The sequence below is a fragment of the Vreelandella halophytica genome, from assembly GCF_968193635.1.
On sequence record NZ_OZ309107.1, the window covers coordinates 3,122,896 to 3,140,640 of the forward strand.

At 59.7% G+C, this 17,745-nt stretch carries 15 protein-coding genes; 3 read left to right on the forward strand and 12 right to left on the reverse strand.

Going from position 1 to position 17,745, the window contains the following annotated elements:
* Positions 1-32: 32 nt before the first annotated feature.
* Positions 33-1,667, reverse strand: a complete 1,635-nt coding sequence (locus ACWHXT_RS14375) for an NAD+ synthase (RefSeq protein ID WP_447956338.1) — start codon at positions 1,665-1,667, stop codon at positions 33-35.
* Between the two features lie 204 nt (positions 1,668-1,871).
* Here ACWHXT_RS14375 and ACWHXT_RS14380 point away from each other — a divergent pair, with 204 nt between their 5' ends.
* On the forward strand, positions 1,872-2,135 hold the full coding sequence (locus ACWHXT_RS14380) for a PP0621 family protein (RefSeq protein ID WP_447529881.1): 264 nt from the start codon (positions 1,872-1,874) through the stop codon (positions 2,133-2,135).
* Here ACWHXT_RS14380 and thiO read toward each other — a convergent pair.
* The gene (gene thiO / locus ACWHXT_RS14385) at positions 2,132-3,229 is read right to left on the reverse strand and encodes a glycine oxidase ThiO (protein ID WP_447956339.1); all 1,098 of its coding nucleotides are present in this window, start codon (positions 3,227-3,229) and stop codon (positions 2,132-2,134) included. The genes ACWHXT_RS14380 and thiO overlap by 4 nt on opposite strands.
* A 121-nt stretch (positions 3,230-3,350) precedes the next feature.
* On the opposite strand from thiO, the gene ACWHXT_RS14390 reads away from it, so the two are divergent.
* On the forward strand, positions 3,351-3,920 hold the full coding sequence (locus ACWHXT_RS14390; RefSeq protein WP_447956340.1) for a GspH/FimT family pseudopilin: 570 nt from the start codon (positions 3,351-3,353) through the stop codon (positions 3,918-3,920).
* A 13-nt stretch (positions 3,921-3,933) separates the two neighbouring features.
* Here ACWHXT_RS14390 and trxB read toward each other — a convergent pair whose 3' ends face one another.
* The gene (gene trxB, locus ACWHXT_RS14395; protein WP_447529884.1) at positions 3,934-4,884 is read right to left on the reverse strand and encodes a thioredoxin-disulfide reductase; all 951 of its coding nucleotides are present in this window, start codon (positions 4,882-4,884) and stop codon (positions 3,934-3,936) included.
* A gap of 274 nt (positions 4,885-5,158) precedes the next feature.
* On the opposite strand from trxB, the gene acnA reads away from it, so the two are divergent.
* Positions 5,159-7,894: an aconitate hydratase AcnA gene (gene acnA / locus ACWHXT_RS14400; protein ID WP_447956341.1), complete on the forward strand. Its 2,736-nt coding sequence runs from the start codon at positions 5,159-5,161 to the stop codon at positions 7,892-7,894.
* A 121-nt stretch (positions 7,895-8,015) separates the two neighbouring features.
* On the opposite strand, the gene ACWHXT_RS14405 is transcribed toward acnA, so the two are convergent.
* The 9 genes from ACWHXT_RS14405 to ACWHXT_RS14445 form a co-directional block, all read right to left on the reverse strand.
* Positions 8,016-9,692, reverse strand: coding sequence for an NAD-dependent malic enzyme (locus ACWHXT_RS14405; RefSeq protein ID WP_447894293.1), 1,677 nt, complete (start codon positions 9,690-9,692; stop codon positions 8,016-8,018).
* Positions 9,693-9,859: 167 nt separating this feature from the next.
* On the reverse strand, positions 9,860-11,086 hold the full coding sequence (locus ACWHXT_RS14410) for a YeeE/YedE family protein (protein ID WP_447956342.1): 1,227 nt from the start codon (positions 11,084-11,086) through the stop codon (positions 9,860-9,862).
* Positions 11,087-11,209: 123 nt separating this feature from the next.
* Complete coding sequence (locus tag ACWHXT_RS14415; RefSeq protein ID WP_447956343.1) at positions 11,210-12,262, reverse strand: AI-2E family transporter; 1,053 nt, start codon at positions 12,260-12,262, stop codon at positions 11,210-11,212.
* A gap of 126 nt (positions 12,263-12,388) precedes the next feature.
* On the reverse strand, positions 12,389-13,798 hold the full coding sequence (locus ACWHXT_RS14420; protein ID WP_447956344.1) for a Na+/H+ antiporter NhaC family protein: 1,410 nt from the start codon (positions 13,796-13,798) through the stop codon (positions 12,389-12,391).
* Between the two features lie 183 nt (positions 13,799-13,981).
* Positions 13,982-15,001 (reverse strand): tryptophan--tRNA ligase, encoded by a 1,020-nt coding sequence (locus ACWHXT_RS14425; RefSeq protein ID WP_447956345.1) that lies wholly within the window; start codon positions 14,999-15,001, stop codon positions 13,982-13,984.
* 157 nt (positions 15,002-15,158) lie between these two features.
* On the reverse strand, positions 15,159-15,584 hold the full coding sequence (locus ACWHXT_RS14430; protein ID WP_447956346.1) for a hypothetical protein: 426 nt from the start codon (positions 15,582-15,584) through the stop codon (positions 15,159-15,161).
* A 53-nt stretch (positions 15,585-15,637) separates the two neighbouring features.
* Complete coding sequence (locus tag ACWHXT_RS14435; protein WP_447956347.1) at positions 15,638-16,036, reverse strand: hypothetical protein; 399 nt, start codon at positions 16,034-16,036, stop codon at positions 15,638-15,640.
* Between the two features lie 257 nt (positions 16,037-16,293).
* Complete coding sequence (locus ACWHXT_RS14440) at positions 16,294-16,551, reverse strand: hypothetical protein (RefSeq protein ID WP_447956348.1); 258 nt, start codon at positions 16,549-16,551, stop codon at positions 16,294-16,296.
* A 79-nt stretch (positions 16,552-16,630) separates the two neighbouring features.
* Entirely contained in the window at positions 16,631-17,356 is a 726-nt protein-coding gene (locus ACWHXT_RS14445; protein ID WP_447956349.1) for a hypothetical protein, read from the reverse strand.
* Positions 17,357-17,745 lie beyond the last annotated feature (389 nt).

A 17,745-nucleotide genomic window follows, 5' to 3' on the forward strand; every position in this document is an offset into this window, starting at 1 on the left:
ATGGGGCGGGCTTTAAGGTTCAACGCTTGGGGTCAATCGCCGGGCTGCCAGCCGTTGACGATGGGGTAGCGGCGGTCGCGGCCGAACCCGCGGGCGGTCACGCGAACGCCGACCGGTGCCTGGCGGCGCTTGTATTCGCAGCGGTCCACCAGTTTCACGACCTGGTAGACATCGTCCTGGGAAAAGCCCTCGGCGATGATCGCCTCGGCACTCATGTCGCCCTCGATATAGCGCGAGAGGATCGCATCGAGCACGGCGTAGTCGGGCAGGGAGTCGCTGTCGTTTTGGTCCGGGGCGAGCTCGGCACTCGGTGGGCGTTCGATGACCCGCTCGGGCACCGCCGGCGACTGGGTGTTGCGCCAGCGCGCCAGCCGGTACACCCAGGTTTTATATACATCCTTCAAGGCGTTGTAGCCGCCCACCATGTCGCCGTAGAGCGTGGCGTAGCCCACCGCCATTTCGCTCTTGTTGCCGGTGGTCAGCACCATCAAGCCTTTCTTGTTGGAGATCGCCATCAACAGCACCCCGCGACAGCGCGACTGCAGGTTCTCCTCGGTCGTGTCTTGCTCGGCGCCGGCAAAGCTCTCGGATAGCGTCTGGGTGAAGGCCTCGACCATCGGCTCGATCGGCATGACATCGAAATCGACGCCCAGCATCTCGGCCTGGGCGGCGGCGTCCTGCTTCGAGATATCCGCAGTGTAGCGGTAAGGCATCATCACCGCGTGCACACGCTGCTCACCCAGGGCGTCCACCGCGATCGCCAGCGACAGCGCCGAGTCGATCCCGCCGGAAAGTCCTAGCACTACGCCACTGAAGCCGCTTTTGTTGACGTAGTCGCGAACGCCGGTCACCAACGCGCAGTAAAGGCTCTCCTCCGCCGAGACGTCGGGTTCGATTTCGCCGGCCTCGGGGGCCCAGGCGTTTTCCGGGGTCTGAGTGAGGCGCACCGGCATAAGCCCTGCCTGCCAGTAAGGCGCGAGTATCTTGAGCTCGCCCTGGGCATCGACCACGCTCGAGCCGCCGTCGAATACCAATTCGTCTTGGCCGCCAATGGTGTTGACGTAGACGATGGGGCGATTCACGGCCTGAGCGCGTTGGGTGAGCAGGCGCCGACGCTCGCCGGGCTTTTCCTGATGATAGGGCGAGGCATTGAGCACCACGAGCGCATCGGCGCCCTGCCCGCAGGCGGCCTCGATGGGCGCGCTCTCCCAAAGGTCTTCGCAGATCAGAAGGCCGAGTTTGGCGCCCTTGTGCTCGAATACCAGCGGCGCATTGCCGGGCGTGAAGTAGCGCTGCTCGTCGAACACCTGGTAATTGGGCAGCGCTTGCTTGGCGTACTCCGCCTGCCACTCGCCGTTATACAGCACCCCGGCCAGGTTGAAACGCTTCCCATCGCGAACGCCGGGGTAGCCAATGATCACCAGCACGTCCTTGACGACCTTTTGCGCCATGGTGTCGCGGGCCTCCTGCAGGCGCGACTCCATCGAAGCCCTCAATAAAAGATCCTCCGGCGGGTAGCCGGTCAAGAAAAGCTCGGGGAATACCACCACGTCCGCCCGGTGCTCGATACGCGCCTCGCGCACGGCTTCGATCGCGCGGGCGGCATTACCGGGAATATCCCCGACCAAAGGGTCGAGTTGGGCCATGACCAGCGTTAAGTCTTGCATGGGGGGTAAAATCTCTTGAGAATCCTTGAAACATACCGTTTGGACGCCACGCGATGGCACTCAAAGCCCAGCCTCCAAACCGTACCGGCAAGCGGGTATTGTCCCGCAAGCGCCGGTTACTGGCAAAGGCTCTGGCGTTAAACGCACGCATTCGAACACGCAGTATTTTACACACCCACTTTCCCGCCCGGGAGCGATAAAAGGATGAACCTGTTGATCATTCGGCTACTTATTTTTGCGGTGGTGTTCTACGTTGGCCTGAAACTTTACGGCATGTACCGCCAACACAAGCTCTCGCAAAAAACGGCGGCGCCCGAGCGCGTCGAAGGCGGCGCCATGGTGCGCTGTCGCTGGTGCGAGGTGCACGTACCGGAAAGCGAGGCGCTGCGCTTTGAGGAAAAGTGGTTCTGCTCCGCCGCCCACCGGGAGCGCTATATTCAGGAGCAGAAGAAGGACGGCCCCGTCTAGAGAACGAGCCGCTCTTGAGTGGGTACATACGGCGTCGGGTCGATCAGCGGCGGGCGCTTTAACAGCGTATCGACCAGCAAATGGGTAGATGCCGGCGCGAGCACCAGACCATTACGATGGTGGCCCGCGTTGATATAGAGCGACCCGTAGCCGGGCAGCGCGCCGATGAACGGAAGCCCGCCGGGCGAGCCCGGGCGCAGCCCGGACCAGTGGTGCGCTACCGGGTAACCGGCAAGCGCGGGAACAATCGCCTCGGCGCTTTGCTTGAGTGAAACCAGCGCCGCCTCGTCGGTGGTTTTATCGAACCCGGCTTCTTCCAGGGTCGAGCCCACCAGCAAAAGCCCATCGCTGCGGGGAATGATATAGCGCCCATCCTTGAGCACCACCCGCTGTACAAGCCCGGGCGGGGCGCGGTAGGCAATCATTTGCCCTTTGACCGGACGTACCGGCAAGCGGATACCGAGCGGTGCCAACAGCGCAGCACTCCAGGCGCCGGCGCAGAGCACGGTGCGGCCGGCCAAAAGCGGCCCCTGAGGCGTATTCACCCCCGCAATGTCGCCGTTTCGTTCGATAAGCCCTTCGACCGGCTGGCCCTCGCAAAGCGTCACGCCCGGCATGGCGGAGAGCCTGGCGCGTAGTGCCTGGCCCAGCCGCGGGTTGCGCACGCTGCCAAGCGTTGGCATCCAGAGCGCGCCGCTACCCGCCTCGGCCTGGGGTTCCTTTTCGTGCACGAAGGCGGCGCCCACGCGCTCGAGCGGTTTACCCATTTGATGCGCCCAGGCGAGCGCCGCCTCGTCATCCTCGACGCTCAAATACAAAAGCCCTTTCTGGCGATACTCCGGGTCGATGCCGGTCTCTTCCAATAAGCGCAAGGCAAGCGCCGGATAGGCGCCCTCCGACCAGCGCGAAAGCCAGGAAATGGCCGCCGAGTGGCGCCAGGGATAGAGCGGCGACACGATACCGCCCCCCGCCCAGGAGGCCTCTTGCCCGCAGGTGCCGCGCTCGACGATACACACCGTCTGGCCGGCATCGGCAAGCTGTAGGGCGGTCATCATGCCGATGATACCGCCACCCACTATCAAGAAATCACTCACAAGGCCTGTCCCTTTTTACCTACAACCAACTACGCCTGAACCTACACCAGGCTCCGCTCATGCCTACGCCCCACCCGAGGAAAGCGCTCTAACCTGAAAAGAGGTCCGCCAGGGTGAGCCCATGCAAAAAGCACTCCTACCCCACCATCAACGCTCGCGTTACGCCAGCGCCCAGGCAGCGCACGGCGTGCATCGCGCCAGCGGGATTACGTTTTTGGAGCTGGTCGTCGCACTCTTCATTATTGGCTTATTGACCACCGGCGCCCTTCCCCACCTTCAGGCGCTAAACCAACGCACAGCGCTCAAAGGCGAGATCAATCGCTTTCAGCGGGCATTCTCGCTGGCTCGCAATACGGCCATTACTCGGCGCGAGACCGTCACCCTTTGCCCGGTTACCGCCGCCTTTCGCTGCAGCGACGACTGGAGCCTGCCGCTGGCGGTGATCGACGGCGCGCCTCGTCAAAGCGCTAAGCGCCAGCGCATCCTGTGGATTTTCCCCGCGCACCCGAAAAGCCGCATTACCTACAACCGCCACTGGCGCCAGGTACGCTACACACCGCTGGGCCACGCCAGCGGCTATAACGGTAGCTTCAAACTCTGCAGCGGCGCCAACACGGGTAAAGAGCTGGTGCTAAGCCAGCTGGGCCGGCTACGGGTAGACAGCGCGCCCGTGACCTGCGCCGACCCTTGAAGCGCTGCTTGAATCAGCCAATACCGTCGAGGTAGCGCTCGGCGTCGAGTGCTGCCATGCAGCCGCTGCCCGCGGAGGTAATCGCTTGGCGGTAGATATGGTCCATCACGTCGCCGCAGGCAAACACACCGGGCACGCTGGTGGCGGTGGCGTTGCCTTCGAGACCGGAATTGACGGTAATGTAGCCGCCCTTCATGGCGAGCTGGCCTTCGAAAATACCGGTATTGGGGCTATGGCCAATGGCAACGAAAAGCCCAGGCGCGTGGAGCTCCTTGACGGTGCCATCGAGGGTCGACTTCAGCCGCACCCCGGTCACACCGCTGTTATCGCCCAGCACTTCGTCGACCTGCTGGAACCACTCCAGCGCGATCGTACCGGCCTCGACCTTCTCCTGAAGTTTGTCCTGCAGGATTTTCTCCGCGCGCAGCGTGTCGCGGCGGTGTACCAGGGTCACCTTGGAGGCGATATTGGAAAGATAGAGCGCCTCTTCCACGGCGGTGTTACCGCCGCCCACCACCACGACCTCCTGATTACGATAGAAAAAGCCGTCGCAGGTCGCGCAGGCGGACACGCCCTGGCCCATGAACTGCTGCTCGGTGGGCAGCCCCAGGTAGCGGGCGCTGGCACCGGTGGCAATGATCAGCGCATCGCAGGTGTAGGTGCCGCTATCGCCTTTCAATGTATAGGGTTTTTCGCCTAAGCTGACTTCATGGATATGGTCGAACAGTACCTCGGTATTGAAGCGCTCGGCGTGAGCTTGCATCTTTTCCATCAGCGCCGGGCCCTGGATGCCCTCGGCCTCGCCCGGCCAGTTATCCACATCGGTGGTCGTGGTCAACTGGCCGCCCGCCTGCAGCCCGGTAATCAGCAACGGCTGCAGGTTGGCGCGCGCGGCGTACACCGCCGCGGTGTACCCGGCAGGCCCGGAGCCAAGAATAATCAAACGTTCATGACGCGTTTCCATGACACCACCTATATCGAATAAAACGGATGGCCCGGCCAGCAGGATGCGAGTAGTACGGGCCGAAAACCAAACAAGAGAGTCTGCCTGAAATGGCGTCGAGTACAAGCAATTACAAGGGGGAGGCTTGGCCATTAGGCCAGGATCCCTTGAAAGCCGGGTTTAAAGTACCCATGTGCTATTAATAAGCTAGGCTCTAGAAAACGAACCACCGTGGCACTGCAATCATCCAATACATAGCAAGCAAGAGCCCGCATTCAAGAGAGAGGAGCATGGAATGAGCAAGATCCCCGATACGCTCAGCACCCTGGAGGTGGGGAGTCACTCCTACACCTATTACAGCCTGCCCAAGGCGGCCGATGCGCTTGGCAACATAGACCGGCTACCCAAGACCCTGAAAATCCTGCTGGAAAACCAGCTACGCTTTGGCGACGACGAAAGCGTCGAAAACGACGACCTGCAAGCGCTGGTAGACTGGCAAAAAGAGGGTAAATCCAGCCGCGAGATCGGCTATCGCCCGGCGCGGGTTCTCATGCAGGACTTCACCGGCGTACCCGGCGTGGTGGATCTGGCCTCCATGCGCGATGCGGTCGAAAAGCTCGGTGAAGACCCGGCCCGTATCAACCCGCTCTCGCCGGTCGATCTGGTCATCGACCACTCGGTCATGGTCGACGAGTTCGGCCACGCCACGGCGTTCGAGGAGAACGTCGAGATCGAAATGCAGCGTAACCGCGAGCGTTACGAGTTTCTGCGCTGGGGCCAGCAGGCCTTCGATAATTTTAAAGTGGTCCCGCCGGGCACGGGTATCTGCCACCAGGTCAACCTCGAGTACCTGGGCAAATCGGTCTGGACCAAGGAAGAAGACGGCAAAACCTACGCCTTCCCCGACACCCTGGTCGGCACCGACTCGCACACCACCATGATCAACGGCCTGGGCGTGCTTGGCTGGGGCGTGGGCGGCATCGAAGCCGAGGCCGCGATGCTCGGTCAGCCAGTTTCCATGCTGATTCCCGAAGTCATCGGCTTCAAGCTCGACGGCAAGCTTCAGGAAGGCATCACCGCGACCGACCTGGTGCTCACCGTTACCGAAATGCTGCGCAAGAAAGGCGTGGTGGGTAAGTTCGTCGAGTTCTACGGCGACGGCCTCAAAGACCTGCCGCTGGCCGACCGCGCCACCATCGCCAACATGGCGCCGGAGTACGGTGCGACCTGCGGCTTCTTCCCGGTGGATGAAGAAACCCTGAACTACATGCGCCTAACCGGGCGTGAAGACGATCAGATCGCGCTCGTGAAAGCCTACAGCCAGGAACAGGGCCTGTGGCGCGAGCCCGGCGACGAGCCGATTTTCAGCGACTCGCTGGGGCTCGATATGAGCACCGTCGAGGCAAGCCTGGCCGGGCCCAAGCGCCCCCAGGACCGGGTATCGCTCAAGGACCTGCCTAGCGCCTTCGCCAAGGTAATGGAAAACGACGGCAAGACCCAGCCGGACACCGAAACCGGCAAGTTCTCCTCGGAAGGCGGCCAGACCGCCGTGGGCGTCGAGCGTAGCTTCGAGCACAACGACAGCCAGGATGTGTCCTACAACGGCCAGAGCTTCCGTTTGAACCCGGGGGCCGTGGTCATTGCCGCGATCACGTCGTGCACCAACACCTCCAACCCCAGCGTGATGATGGCCGCCGGCCTTCTGGCCCGCAAGGCACGCGAAAAAGGTCTGGAAACCAAGCCCTGGGTCAAGACCTCGCTGGCGCCGGGCTCCAAGGTGGTCACCGACTACCTGGCCGCCGCAGATCTGAACAACGACCTGGACGCGCTGGGCTTCAACCTGGTGGGCTACGGCTGCACGACCTGTATCGGTAACTCCGGCCCGCTGCCCGAGGAGATCGAAAAAGCGATCAACACCGGTGACCTGGCGGTCGCCTCGGTGCTTTCGGGCAACCGTAACTTCGAAGGCCGGGTTCACCCGCTGGTCAAAACCAACTGGCTCTCCTCGCCGCCCCTGGTCGTGGCCTACGCGCTGGCCGGTAACGTACAGAGCAACCTGACCACTGACCCACTGGGCGATGACTCTGATGGCAACCCGGTCTATCTGAAAGACATCTGGCCCTCCCAGGCCGAGATCGCCGAGGCGGTCGAGAAAGTGAACACCGACATGTTCCGCAAGGAGTATGGCGAGGTGTTCGAAGGCGACGAGACGTGGAAAGCGATCAACGTACCGGAAAGCCAGGTGTACGAGTGGCCGGACTCCACCTACATTCAACACCCACCCTTCTTTGAAGGCATGGGCCGCGAGCCGGAACCCACCGAGGACGTTAAAAACGCGCGGGTCCTGGCGATGCTGGGCGACTCGGTCACCACCGACCACATCTCGCCGGCCGGCTCCATCAAGCCGGACAGCCCCGCCGGGCGCTACTTGCAGGAAAACGGCGTGAAGCCGGTGGATTTCAACTCCTACGGTTCGCGCCGGGGTAACCACCAGGTCATGATGCGCGGTACCTTCGCCAACGTGCGCATTCAAAACGAAATGCTCGACGGCGTGGTCGGCGGCGAAACCCGCCACGTGCCCAGCGGCGAGCAGATGTCTATCTACGACGCGGCGATGAAGTACCAGGAAGAAGGCACGCCCCTGGTGGTCATTGCCGGTAAAGAGTACGGCACCGGGTCGAGTCGCGACTGGGCGGCCAAGGGCACGCGCCTGCTGGGCGTGCGCGCGGTACTGGCGGAGTCTTACGAGCGTATCCACCGCTCCAACCTGATCGGTATGGGCGTGGTGCCGCTGCAGTTCCCGGAAGGCGAAAGCCGTGAAAGCCTGGGACTGACCGGCGATGAAGAAGTATCCATCGAAGGATTGGGCGATCTAAGCCCGGGCTCCAATGTCAAGGTCACCATCAAAAAGGGCAGTGACGAGCGTACGATCGAGGCGAAATGCCGGATCGATACGATCAACGAGCTGGCGTACTACCGCCACGGTGGTATCCTGCACTACGTGCTGCGCAAGATGATTGGCGCAGCGTAAGCCCTACCGGCAACGCACGACCCAATGCTTGCACGCCCCCACTCCGGTGGGGGCTTTTTTTGGCCCTAAAAAAGCGCCGCTACCCAAGTAGCGGCGCCGAGAGCCTTGAACGTTAAAACGCTTAAACGGCGCGACGGCGGTAGTCGCGGTAGTCCGGGTCCCAGCTCGCGTTTTCGATATCCTTACGCAGCTGTGTGCCGCTGGTGGTCAGCGCGACGCCGTTATGCTGCGCCATGGCCGCCACCTCGAAAGCGATCGACTGGCTGATTTCGCGAATCTTGGAAAGCGGCGGCAAAAGCGCGCCCTTGCCCTCTTTGACCAGCGGCGCTTCCCGGGCCAGCGCTCTTGATGCACTCATCAGCATCTCGTCGGTCACCCGGTGCGCCTTGGCGGCTACCACGCCCAGGCCAATGCCGGGGAAGATATAGGCGTTGTTGCACTGGGCAATCGCGTAGGTGCGCCCGTTATAGACCACCGGCGCGAAGGGGCTGCCGGTGGCGACCAGCGCCTGACCGTCGGTCCAGCGAATCACGTCTTCCGGTACCGCCTCGGCCTGGGAGGTCGGGTTGGAGAGCGGCATGATGACCGGGTTCTCGCAGCCGGCGTGCATGGTGCGGATCACCTGCTCGGTGAAGATACCGCGCTGGCCGCACACGCCGATCAGCACCGTGGGCTTGATCTGCGCGATGGTCTCTTCCAGGCCCTGGCCGTTCCAGTCGGCGACCAGCGCCGGGTCGTGGGCCAGGCGGCGCTGGAAATCGCGCTGCCAGGGTTGGTCCGTCGTCATCAGCCCGTCGCGGTCGATCACGTAGACACGCTCGCGGGCCTCGCGCTCGGAAAGCCCCTCGGACTGCATGGCGACCACGACCTGCTCGGCGATACCGCAGCCGGCAGAGCCGCCGCCGACGAACACCACGCGCTGCTTGGCGATGCTCTCTTCCCGGGCATGACAGGCGGCCATCAGCGTACCCACCACCACTGAGGCGGTGCCCTGAACGTCATCGTTGAAGCAGCAAAGCTCGTTGCGGTAGCGCTCCAGTAGCGGTACGGCGTTGGCCTGGGCGAAATCCTCGAACTGCAGCAGGGCGTTGGGCCAGCGGCGCTTGAGCGCGGCGATGAACTGCGCCATGAAGGCGTCGTACTCTTCCTGGCCGACCCGTTCGTGGCGCCAGCCCATGTACATGGGGTCATCCAAAAGCGCCTGATTGTTGGTGCCCACGTCGATCATGATGGGCAGGGTATGGGCCGGGCTGATCCCGCCACAGGCGGTGTAGAGCGCCAGCTTACCAATGGGAATTCCCATACCGCCGATGCCCTGGTCGCCCAGACCCAGAATGCGCTCGCCGTCGGTGACCACGATCACCTTGACGTTGTCCTTGGTGGCACTGCGCAGGATATCGTCCATGTGCTCGCGGTCCGGGTAGCCGATGAAAAGCCCCCGGTGATTGCGATAGATATTGGAGAATTCCTGACACGCCTTGCCCACGGTCGGCGTATAGATGATCGGCAGCATCTCTTCCAGGTGCTCGGACACCAGGCGGAAATAGAGCGTTTCGTTATCGTCCTGGATGGCGCGCAGATAGATATGGCGGTCCAGGTCGCTGTGACACTGCTGGTACTGGCGATAGCTGCGCTCGAGCTGGTCTTCGATGGTCTCGACCTTTTGCGGCAACAGACCGATCAAATTGAACGCGAGCCGCTCCTCTTGAGTAAACGCGCTGCCTTTGTTCAATAGCGGCATTTCAAGCAAGGAAGGACCGGCGTAAGGAATGTATAAGGGGCGTTTGCTCTGAGTCATGGGGCTCTCTTTTCGTCCATTACTGCTGCAGCGCAGCAATATCAAGCGTTTACGGTTATAACGGCATAATGTATCACGCCACTACGACAAAGGTGGCACGCAGCCGGGCTTTGAGCAAAAAAATGCCCCGCTTTTTTAGCGGGGCGTTGAACATCAACCGGTTAGCGTCAGGCCGTTTTGGCCTTGGGTTTGCGCCCTTCTACACCGGCGAAAAACAGCGGCCGCAATTTGACCCCCAGCATATTGCCGGCAAAGGCAGCGGCCATCCAGAGCCAGCCGTGCAGGCTGCCCGAGGCAATACCGCTGAAGTAAGCGCCAATATTGCAGCCAAAGGCCAGCCGCGCGCCGTAACCCAGCATCAGCCCACCGAGAATCGCCGCGATCACCGAGCGGATCGGGATGTTGAAATTCGGTGCAAAGCGCCCGGCCAGGTGGGCGGCGGCCATCGCGCCCAGCATGATGCCGATATTCATCACGGTAGTAATGTCCGAGAAAATACTGGCATCCAGCGCCACCATGTTGGATTCCGACTGCCAATACCCCCACTGGGTGACATCACCGCCCACGAAGTTAAAGACCTTCGCGCCCCAGAGCGCAAAGGCCGAGGTAATACCCCAGGGGCGCCCGGCCAGCGCCAGGGTAGCGAAGTTCAAAAACGCCAGCGCCACGGCGCCGGCCAATAGCGGCCAGGGGCCTTCGAGCCAACGCATGCTACCCGGTTTGGTCACCGGGGCCGGTTTTTCTAGCTGGCCGTGGCGTCGGCGCTCCATTACCACCGTCAACGCGGCGATGGCGGCGAACAGCACCAGGCTGATCGCGATGCCGCCACCCGGGCCCGCTACTTCGACCAGCGAGACCGGCGCAAACGCGGGCAGGCTCTGCCACCAGGTAAAGTGCGCGGTGCCGATCACCGAGCCCACGATGAAGAACAGCAGCGTAATCAGCATGCGCGCATTGCCGCCCCCGGCGGTAAACAGCGTACCCGAGGCGCACCCGCCGCCAAGCTGCATGCCCAAACCGAAGATGAACGCGCCGACCACCACAGAGATCCCGATGGGGCGGACAAAGCCAGAGACCGGCATATCGAATAACGTGCCCGCGCCCAGGGCGGGGAAAAACAGCACCACTGCGATGGCGAGCATCACCATCTGCGCGCGCAGCCCGCGGCCCCGGCGTTCGGTGATGAACGCCCGCCAGGCCGCGGTAAAGCCAAACGCCGCGTGGTAGAGCGCCACACCAAACAGGCCGCCAATGATCATCAGCATGCCGGTGTTGGCACTAAAGAACACGCCGATCAATAGCGCCCCGAAAACGATCGCCGCCATGGCGATCAGCGGAACACGGTACTTGCTGGAGAAATTTTCAGCCTCCGCGGAGGCGGGAGTGGTCGACATAGCGCACCTTCGATCTTTTCATAAACTCAACATCTATACGGCGAAAACGGACGTATTCACCACCCTTTGAACCTCAATTTAAAACGCTTTTGCGATACCTCACCAAAGCTCGCTGCGCTTTGGCTACTCGCTTTTCTCACTCTTGCCTTGTTCACCGCTTGCCGGCTCGTCGTCTTCGTCACGCTGCACGTAGAGCGCATTGATCAGCACAAAGCCGATAACGGTGAGCGGCGCCGCCAACAGCACCCCGGCCACGCCAAACAGCGTACTGGCGGCAAAGAGTGAAAACAGCAGCATGGCGGGGGGCAAATTCACCGCGCGCTGCTGAACCAGCGGCTGCATCACGTTGCCTTCGATCTGCTGGATAATGGTATAGGCGATCAGCACAAAAAGCGCCGTTTGCGGGCTGACCGTGTAGGCCAGTAGCAGCGCGGGGATGGCCGCGATCAGCGGGCCGACCAGCGGCACGAAATCCAGCACGCCGGCAATCAGGCCAAGGCCCAGCGGCGCGGGCACACCCAAAAGCCACATGCTCACGCCGACCAGCAGGCCCGTCACGACCATCGCGACCAGTTGGCCACCCAGCCAAAACCGCAGCGCCTTGCCGCTTTTATCCAGCGCCTCGGCCAGCTTGTCCCGGCTTTTGACCGGCGCCAGCAACAACAACCCGCGGCGGTAGACATCCGGCTGAGCGGCAAAATACACCATCCCCACGATCAGCGCGAAGAAATTGACCAGGCTGCCCCCCATGGAGACGACCACCATGCCCACCTGCGCCAGGCCGTTTTCGAAAACCGAGCCCGCCCGCTCGCCGGCGTTCTCCATTAGCGGCTCAAGTGGAGTGCCCTGAAGGCGCTCCTGCAACTGCTCCCAGGCTTCGGGCAGCAAAGTCGAAAGCGACTCGAGTTCCGACGCCACCTGGGAGCCAAAGGCTACGCTGATCCCCGCCAGCACCAGCGTCAATGTCACCACCACGATCAGAAGCGACAGCCAGCGCGGCACCCCCCATTTGAGCAGCGGCACCATACAGGTTTGCAAAATACACGCACCCACCACCGCGCCGAAAATCAGCAGCAACAGCCCCACCAGCTTCCAAAGCACCAGCGCCAGTACCGCCAGCGCCAGTACGATCATCGCTTTTTCCGTAAACGTTTGATGACGGTACGTCGATTGCATTCAATAGTCCCTTTGTAAATACCGTTCGATAAAAGCCGGAATACCCGTTGCAGCGCTCCCTTACATGCTGCACCTCACCGCGCTTTTCAAGCGCCGCCCAGTGTATTTCGCTTATCCGCCCAGCACCTAACGAATACGCGTTTGCTCATGGCCAAGCCCGAGCCCGGTCACGACGTAGAAAAGCGAAAACACGATCGCGCCATAACAGAGAATGGCGTAGATGAAAAAATCCGCCGTGGAAACGCCCAGTGTAGCCGCCGTGAAAGCGCCCGTGACGCCCCAGGGAATGAGCGGGGAGAGCGTGGTGCCGGTGTCTTCCAAAATCCTGGACAGGTTCTTGGGCGGCGTGCCGCTATTGGCGACCAGCGGGCGCAGTAGCGGCCCCAAAAGCGCGAAGGTGACGTAGTAGCTGCCGGTCAGCAAGAACGCCAGGCTGTGCAGCCCCATGGCACTACCCAGCACCTGCCGCCGCCCGGCCTGACGTTCGTTCAACAGCGCAATCGCCGCATCAAGGGTGCCCGCGCTTTTGAACGGGGCGCCCAGTACGGCCGCGGCGATCAGCACCGCCACCGTGGACATCATGCTCTGCAGCCCGCCGCGGGAGAGCATGCTATCGACCATCTCCTCCCCGGTACTGGCGCTATAGCCGCCGTTCATGGCATTGCCGATCTCGCTCGCCCCCGCCCCTTGAAGCAGCGCGGCGATCAGCGCGCCGCTGACGATACCCACGGCGAACGACGGCAGCACCGGCTTTTTCAGAAGAATGCAGATGAACACCATCACCGGCGGAAGCAGCGTGACGATATTGATACTGAACACCGCATTGAGCGTCTCGATCAGCGCGGCGGTTTCCGGCGCGCTGGCTTGGCCCGTGCTGATGCTACTACCAAGCCACGCGTAGACCGCCAGCGCAATGAGATACGCCGGCAGCGTCGAGTAGAGCATGTGACGAATGTGAGTCACGATGTTCACCTCGCACACGGCGGACGCCATGACGGTCGTATCGGAAAGCGGCGACAGCTTGTCGCCGAAAAACGTCCCCGTAACGATCGCCCCCGCCGCCCAGGCGAGCGGCACGTCGAGCCCCACGGCCACCGCCATGAGCGCCACTCCGATCGTGCTGAGCGTGCCCCAGGACGTGCCCGCCATGACCGACATCAACGAGCACGACAAACATGCCACCACCAAAAAAAGCCCCGGTGACAGCAGCTCGAGCCCCAGCGTAACCATGGCCGGTATCGTGCCCGAGAGCATCCATACCCCCACCATCATCCCCACGCTGATGAGGATCAAAATGGGAATCAGCATAGCCTGAATGCCTTTTAAAAGGTCCTCCTCCAGCCGCGCCCAGGAGATCCCCCATAAAAGACACAGCGAGATCGCAAGGCTCCCCGCCACGATGAGCGCCACCGCGGTCGGGATGGCCAGCCACATAATGGCACCCAGCAAACTGCCCACGGCGACCACCAATAAAGCAAGATGATGAAGGCCGCCCAGTGCGACACCAGGCTCTGACGCTGAAGTATGACGAGACATGCAGGCTCCTCGCTAACGCGTGGTCGTAGTGGTTGTCGTTGGATACTTTTTTCAAGACCCGGACTGCACTGTACACAAAAGCCCTTCCCCAGCTAAGTGGAAGGGCCTTGTTTGACGCAATAAAACGCAGCGCGACCGTTAGACAGCCGCCCTGTTTACCGAACAGGCATGACGTTTGTTCGCTTAAACGAAGCGGCCCAGGCCCATGGCCGAACGTAGCTTCTCGATGCTGCGCGTGGCCTCTTCCCGGGCGCGCTCGGCGCCTTTTTGCAGCACCGCTTCGATATGGCCCGGGTCTTCCAGCAGCGCCGTGTAGCGCTCGCGCGGCGCGCTCAGGTGTGCGTTCAGGTAATCGAACACCTGGTTTTTCGCATCCCCCCAGCCAATGCCCGCCGCGTACTGCTCGCGAAGCGCCGCGGTTTCCTCAACGGATGCAAACGCTGCGTAGATCTGAAACAGCGTGCAGGTGTCCGGGTCTTTCGGCTCGCCAGGCTCCAAGGAGTTGGTCTTGATCTTGCGAACGAGCTTTTGAAGCTTTTTCTCCGGGGCGAACAAGGGGATGGTGTTGTCGTAGCTTTTCGACATCTTGCGCCCGTCCAGGCCTTTCAACACCTCGGACTTTTCATCCACCACCGCCTCGGGCTGCACGAAGTAGTTCCCCCGGTACAGGTGATTGAAGCGCCCGGCGATATCGCGGGCCATCTCGATGTGCTGGATCTGGTCGCGCCCCACCGGCACCTTGTTGGCGTTGAACATCAGGATATCCGCCGCCATCAGCACCGGATAGCCAAAGAGCCCCATGGTCACGCCTTTATCCGCGTCCTGGTTGCCCGCCTCTTCGTTGTCCGCCACCGCCGCTTTATAGGCGTGGGCCCGGTTCATCAAGCCCTTGGCGCACACGCAGGAGAGCATCCACGTAAGCTCCGGGATTTCCGGAATATCCGACTGACGGTAAAAAATCGCGTTGTCGGTATCGAGCCCCAGCGCCAGCCACGTGGCCGCGATCTCCAGGCGCGACTGCTGCACCCGCTTCGGGTCCTGGCACTTGATCAGTGCGTGGTAGTCGGCCATGAAATAGAACGACTGCACGTTCGGGTCCTGGCTTGCCTCGATGGCCGGCTTGATGGCCCCCACATAGTTACCCAAATGGGGGGTGCCGGAGGTGGTAATCCCGGTCAGCACACGGGTTTTGGCATTGCTCATGGTGTGATGGATCCAGCGTCAGATAAATCGAAAAAGATAGGGGATTGTACACTCAATGGAGGGAAATCGTCGCCCAGACAACGCGGCCCTTTGCGGTTCTACCCCCGCCTCATCCACGAGTTGTGATTAAGGGCCCGTTACTGGTTAACGGGAGCCGTTACGGCAAACGGCGACTGCGCCTGTTTTGCAATCGTTTGACGCATAACGCGGCGGCTCCCCCCATCCCGCCCAGCAGGGCGCCAAGAAAGAGCATAAAAATCACCCATTCATGATTGCCGGTCGTCGCGATCGTTATAAAGTAGCTATCCAGTGCAACACTCGCTGAGGTAGCGGCTGCCGAATGGAGGATGACCTTTTTGGCGGTCAGCATACCCATTGCCAAACCACATAAAAAAATCAAAACATAGGCAAAGTGTACCGTTACTACCGCCACCACGAATTCATTCGACATCACGTGATTCGATAGAAAGGTGGCGCCTGCCTGATAAGCGTCTTTAACCAAGCGATAAGCGCTCATACAAAGCAAATAGTTAAAAGCCAGCGGATTGAGCTTGAAAGCAGGGCCGTTCCTTCCGCCCACCATAAGAAATCTCCCACTTACTCGGCTGTTGTATTGCCTGCCTCTAAAACCAGCGGCTATTGAGCGATATCTTTTGAGAAAAAGGCGTAGCCAAGAGCCAGCGAAACCAGAATGCGCTGAATTGAATCCAGCATGTTGATCAACGGTGTGGAGACGTAGTAACCGCCCACTACCCCTTCGAAAACCCACAACATCATGCTAAAAAGAAGCACGTTCCTGAAGACCAGTGGCTTAAAAAGAAGCCCTGCAAGCCCAGCGAGCTCGGTCACTATAATAATGACTTCTAAATTCCTTAATCCTTCCTCATTGAAAATCGAAGAGTATCCTTGCCACCCTAACAACTCAACATGTTGCTCTGGCATATAAAACGCCATCTGCCATCCAAAATAGTACAGCGCTATATTGCTCAAAAACGATGCCAGAACAAGTGATCTAAACAGCGTGCTCTCAACCATATCAACTCTCGCCTTAATAAGTGGCACACATATCAGAATACTGCTTCCGGGCGCTCTCATTCGAGTGATCAAGAGCGCTCAAAAAACTCTCTAAATCAGCACCCACCTCCCCCTCCAACTGATCCTGATATAAAGCGAGCGTTGAAAGGTTTTTGGCGTACATAAAGTCACTCATATACCGTCCCAAAATAGCCAAAGTCGCTATAAGCACTATTAAAAAAACCATAAGCGCTATCGTAAATCTTAGAAACTTCATATTAATGGGCCCTAATCCTTTTTCTTTCTTCAATTTCTTTCAACTCTTCAAGTGCCAGGCTTCTGGACGCAGCAGAATTCTCAGGAAAGACATCGGCTATTTTTTCGCATATAGCTTCCCTTCTTTTTGTAGCTTCCTCTTCAATAGATCGACCGTACTTTTCCAGCACAGCACTTCTTTCGAAGTACTCGCTCGCAAAAGACAGCGCACCGCCTGACAACAGCGCGATCAATGCAGGCATTAAAACAAGCTTATACACTATCTACTCCTTTATACTTTCAAAACGCCTTGAACGTGATTTCAGCTCTAAATAGGCCAGGGTTTCGTCAGCCTCTTGGTCAAGGTAAGGGTTCGGCGTCTTGCGCGGCGGAGGTCACGATTTCTCGATACAGAATGGCCATGGCCGTTACAGAAATGAGCGAGGTCGCAAAGAAAAGTAGTGGCCGAAGGAGCGACAAAGCACCTGCACTCGGCAGGCTTTCGAGCGCTATCCCTATCACGGTTGGAAAGAGCGCCAATACAACGAAAGCACTCCACTGGTAGGGGCGAGAGAGTTGCCAGGCCAATCGAAAGGTAAGCGGCTGACCGACCGCAATACCGGGCAACACCAGCGCCAAACGGCTGTAGAGATAACCACTCAGCAGTAGCGAGACCCAAACACCGGCGACGGGAACGAAAGCGAATAGCGACACTGGAATGAATAACGCATAAAGACCTAGCTGGTATAAGAAAAGTCGCGTTTCACGTTGCCCCCAGAAAAGCCCCCTACCAAAGCCGCTGGTTTGCTGACGCAAGATGGCATTGCATACCACGACCACCAAAAGCGTGTAGGCCGCTATATCGATGGCCTCTGCCAGTAACTCAAGTGACAGGTAAAGCGCCACTGGCCTGGGTTGAAGGATGACGACTCCTTGGGTAAGTAGCGCTGCTATTAGCGTCAGCCCCAACGGACCGATAAGCGCTATTAGTGACACACTTTTGTAATTCGCCAGTGTGGTAAAAGTTTCGGCAAAGGTATTTTTCAACATTAATTGAATCGCTTTATTGATGCCAAGAGATGCCAAGGCGCCTCAAGGGCTTTGGTAACCTAGGAACGTATGGTATAAGATTTTTGCAACATTTTGGCTGATTGAGAAAAGTATATACCTGCTCGAAATCAAAAAAATCGACACTTAATCATCCAAATTCTTCCTCCGGCGATGTAGGACATATATCAAGCCATAACAGGCAAGAACCAAAAGCATTACCAAAACAAACACTTCTATCAAAGTAACGTCATAAGAGCGTTCACCATCAGAAAATAAAAAACCGTGAAGTACTCGAGGAGTACCATGCCACCCTTCATACATCCATAGATTCCACCAAATCACAGAGGCAACTCCCGACACCATAATCCAACATACTATTTTCAAGATGATTATAAGCATGCTGGCAGTCCTATATAATGCTAACG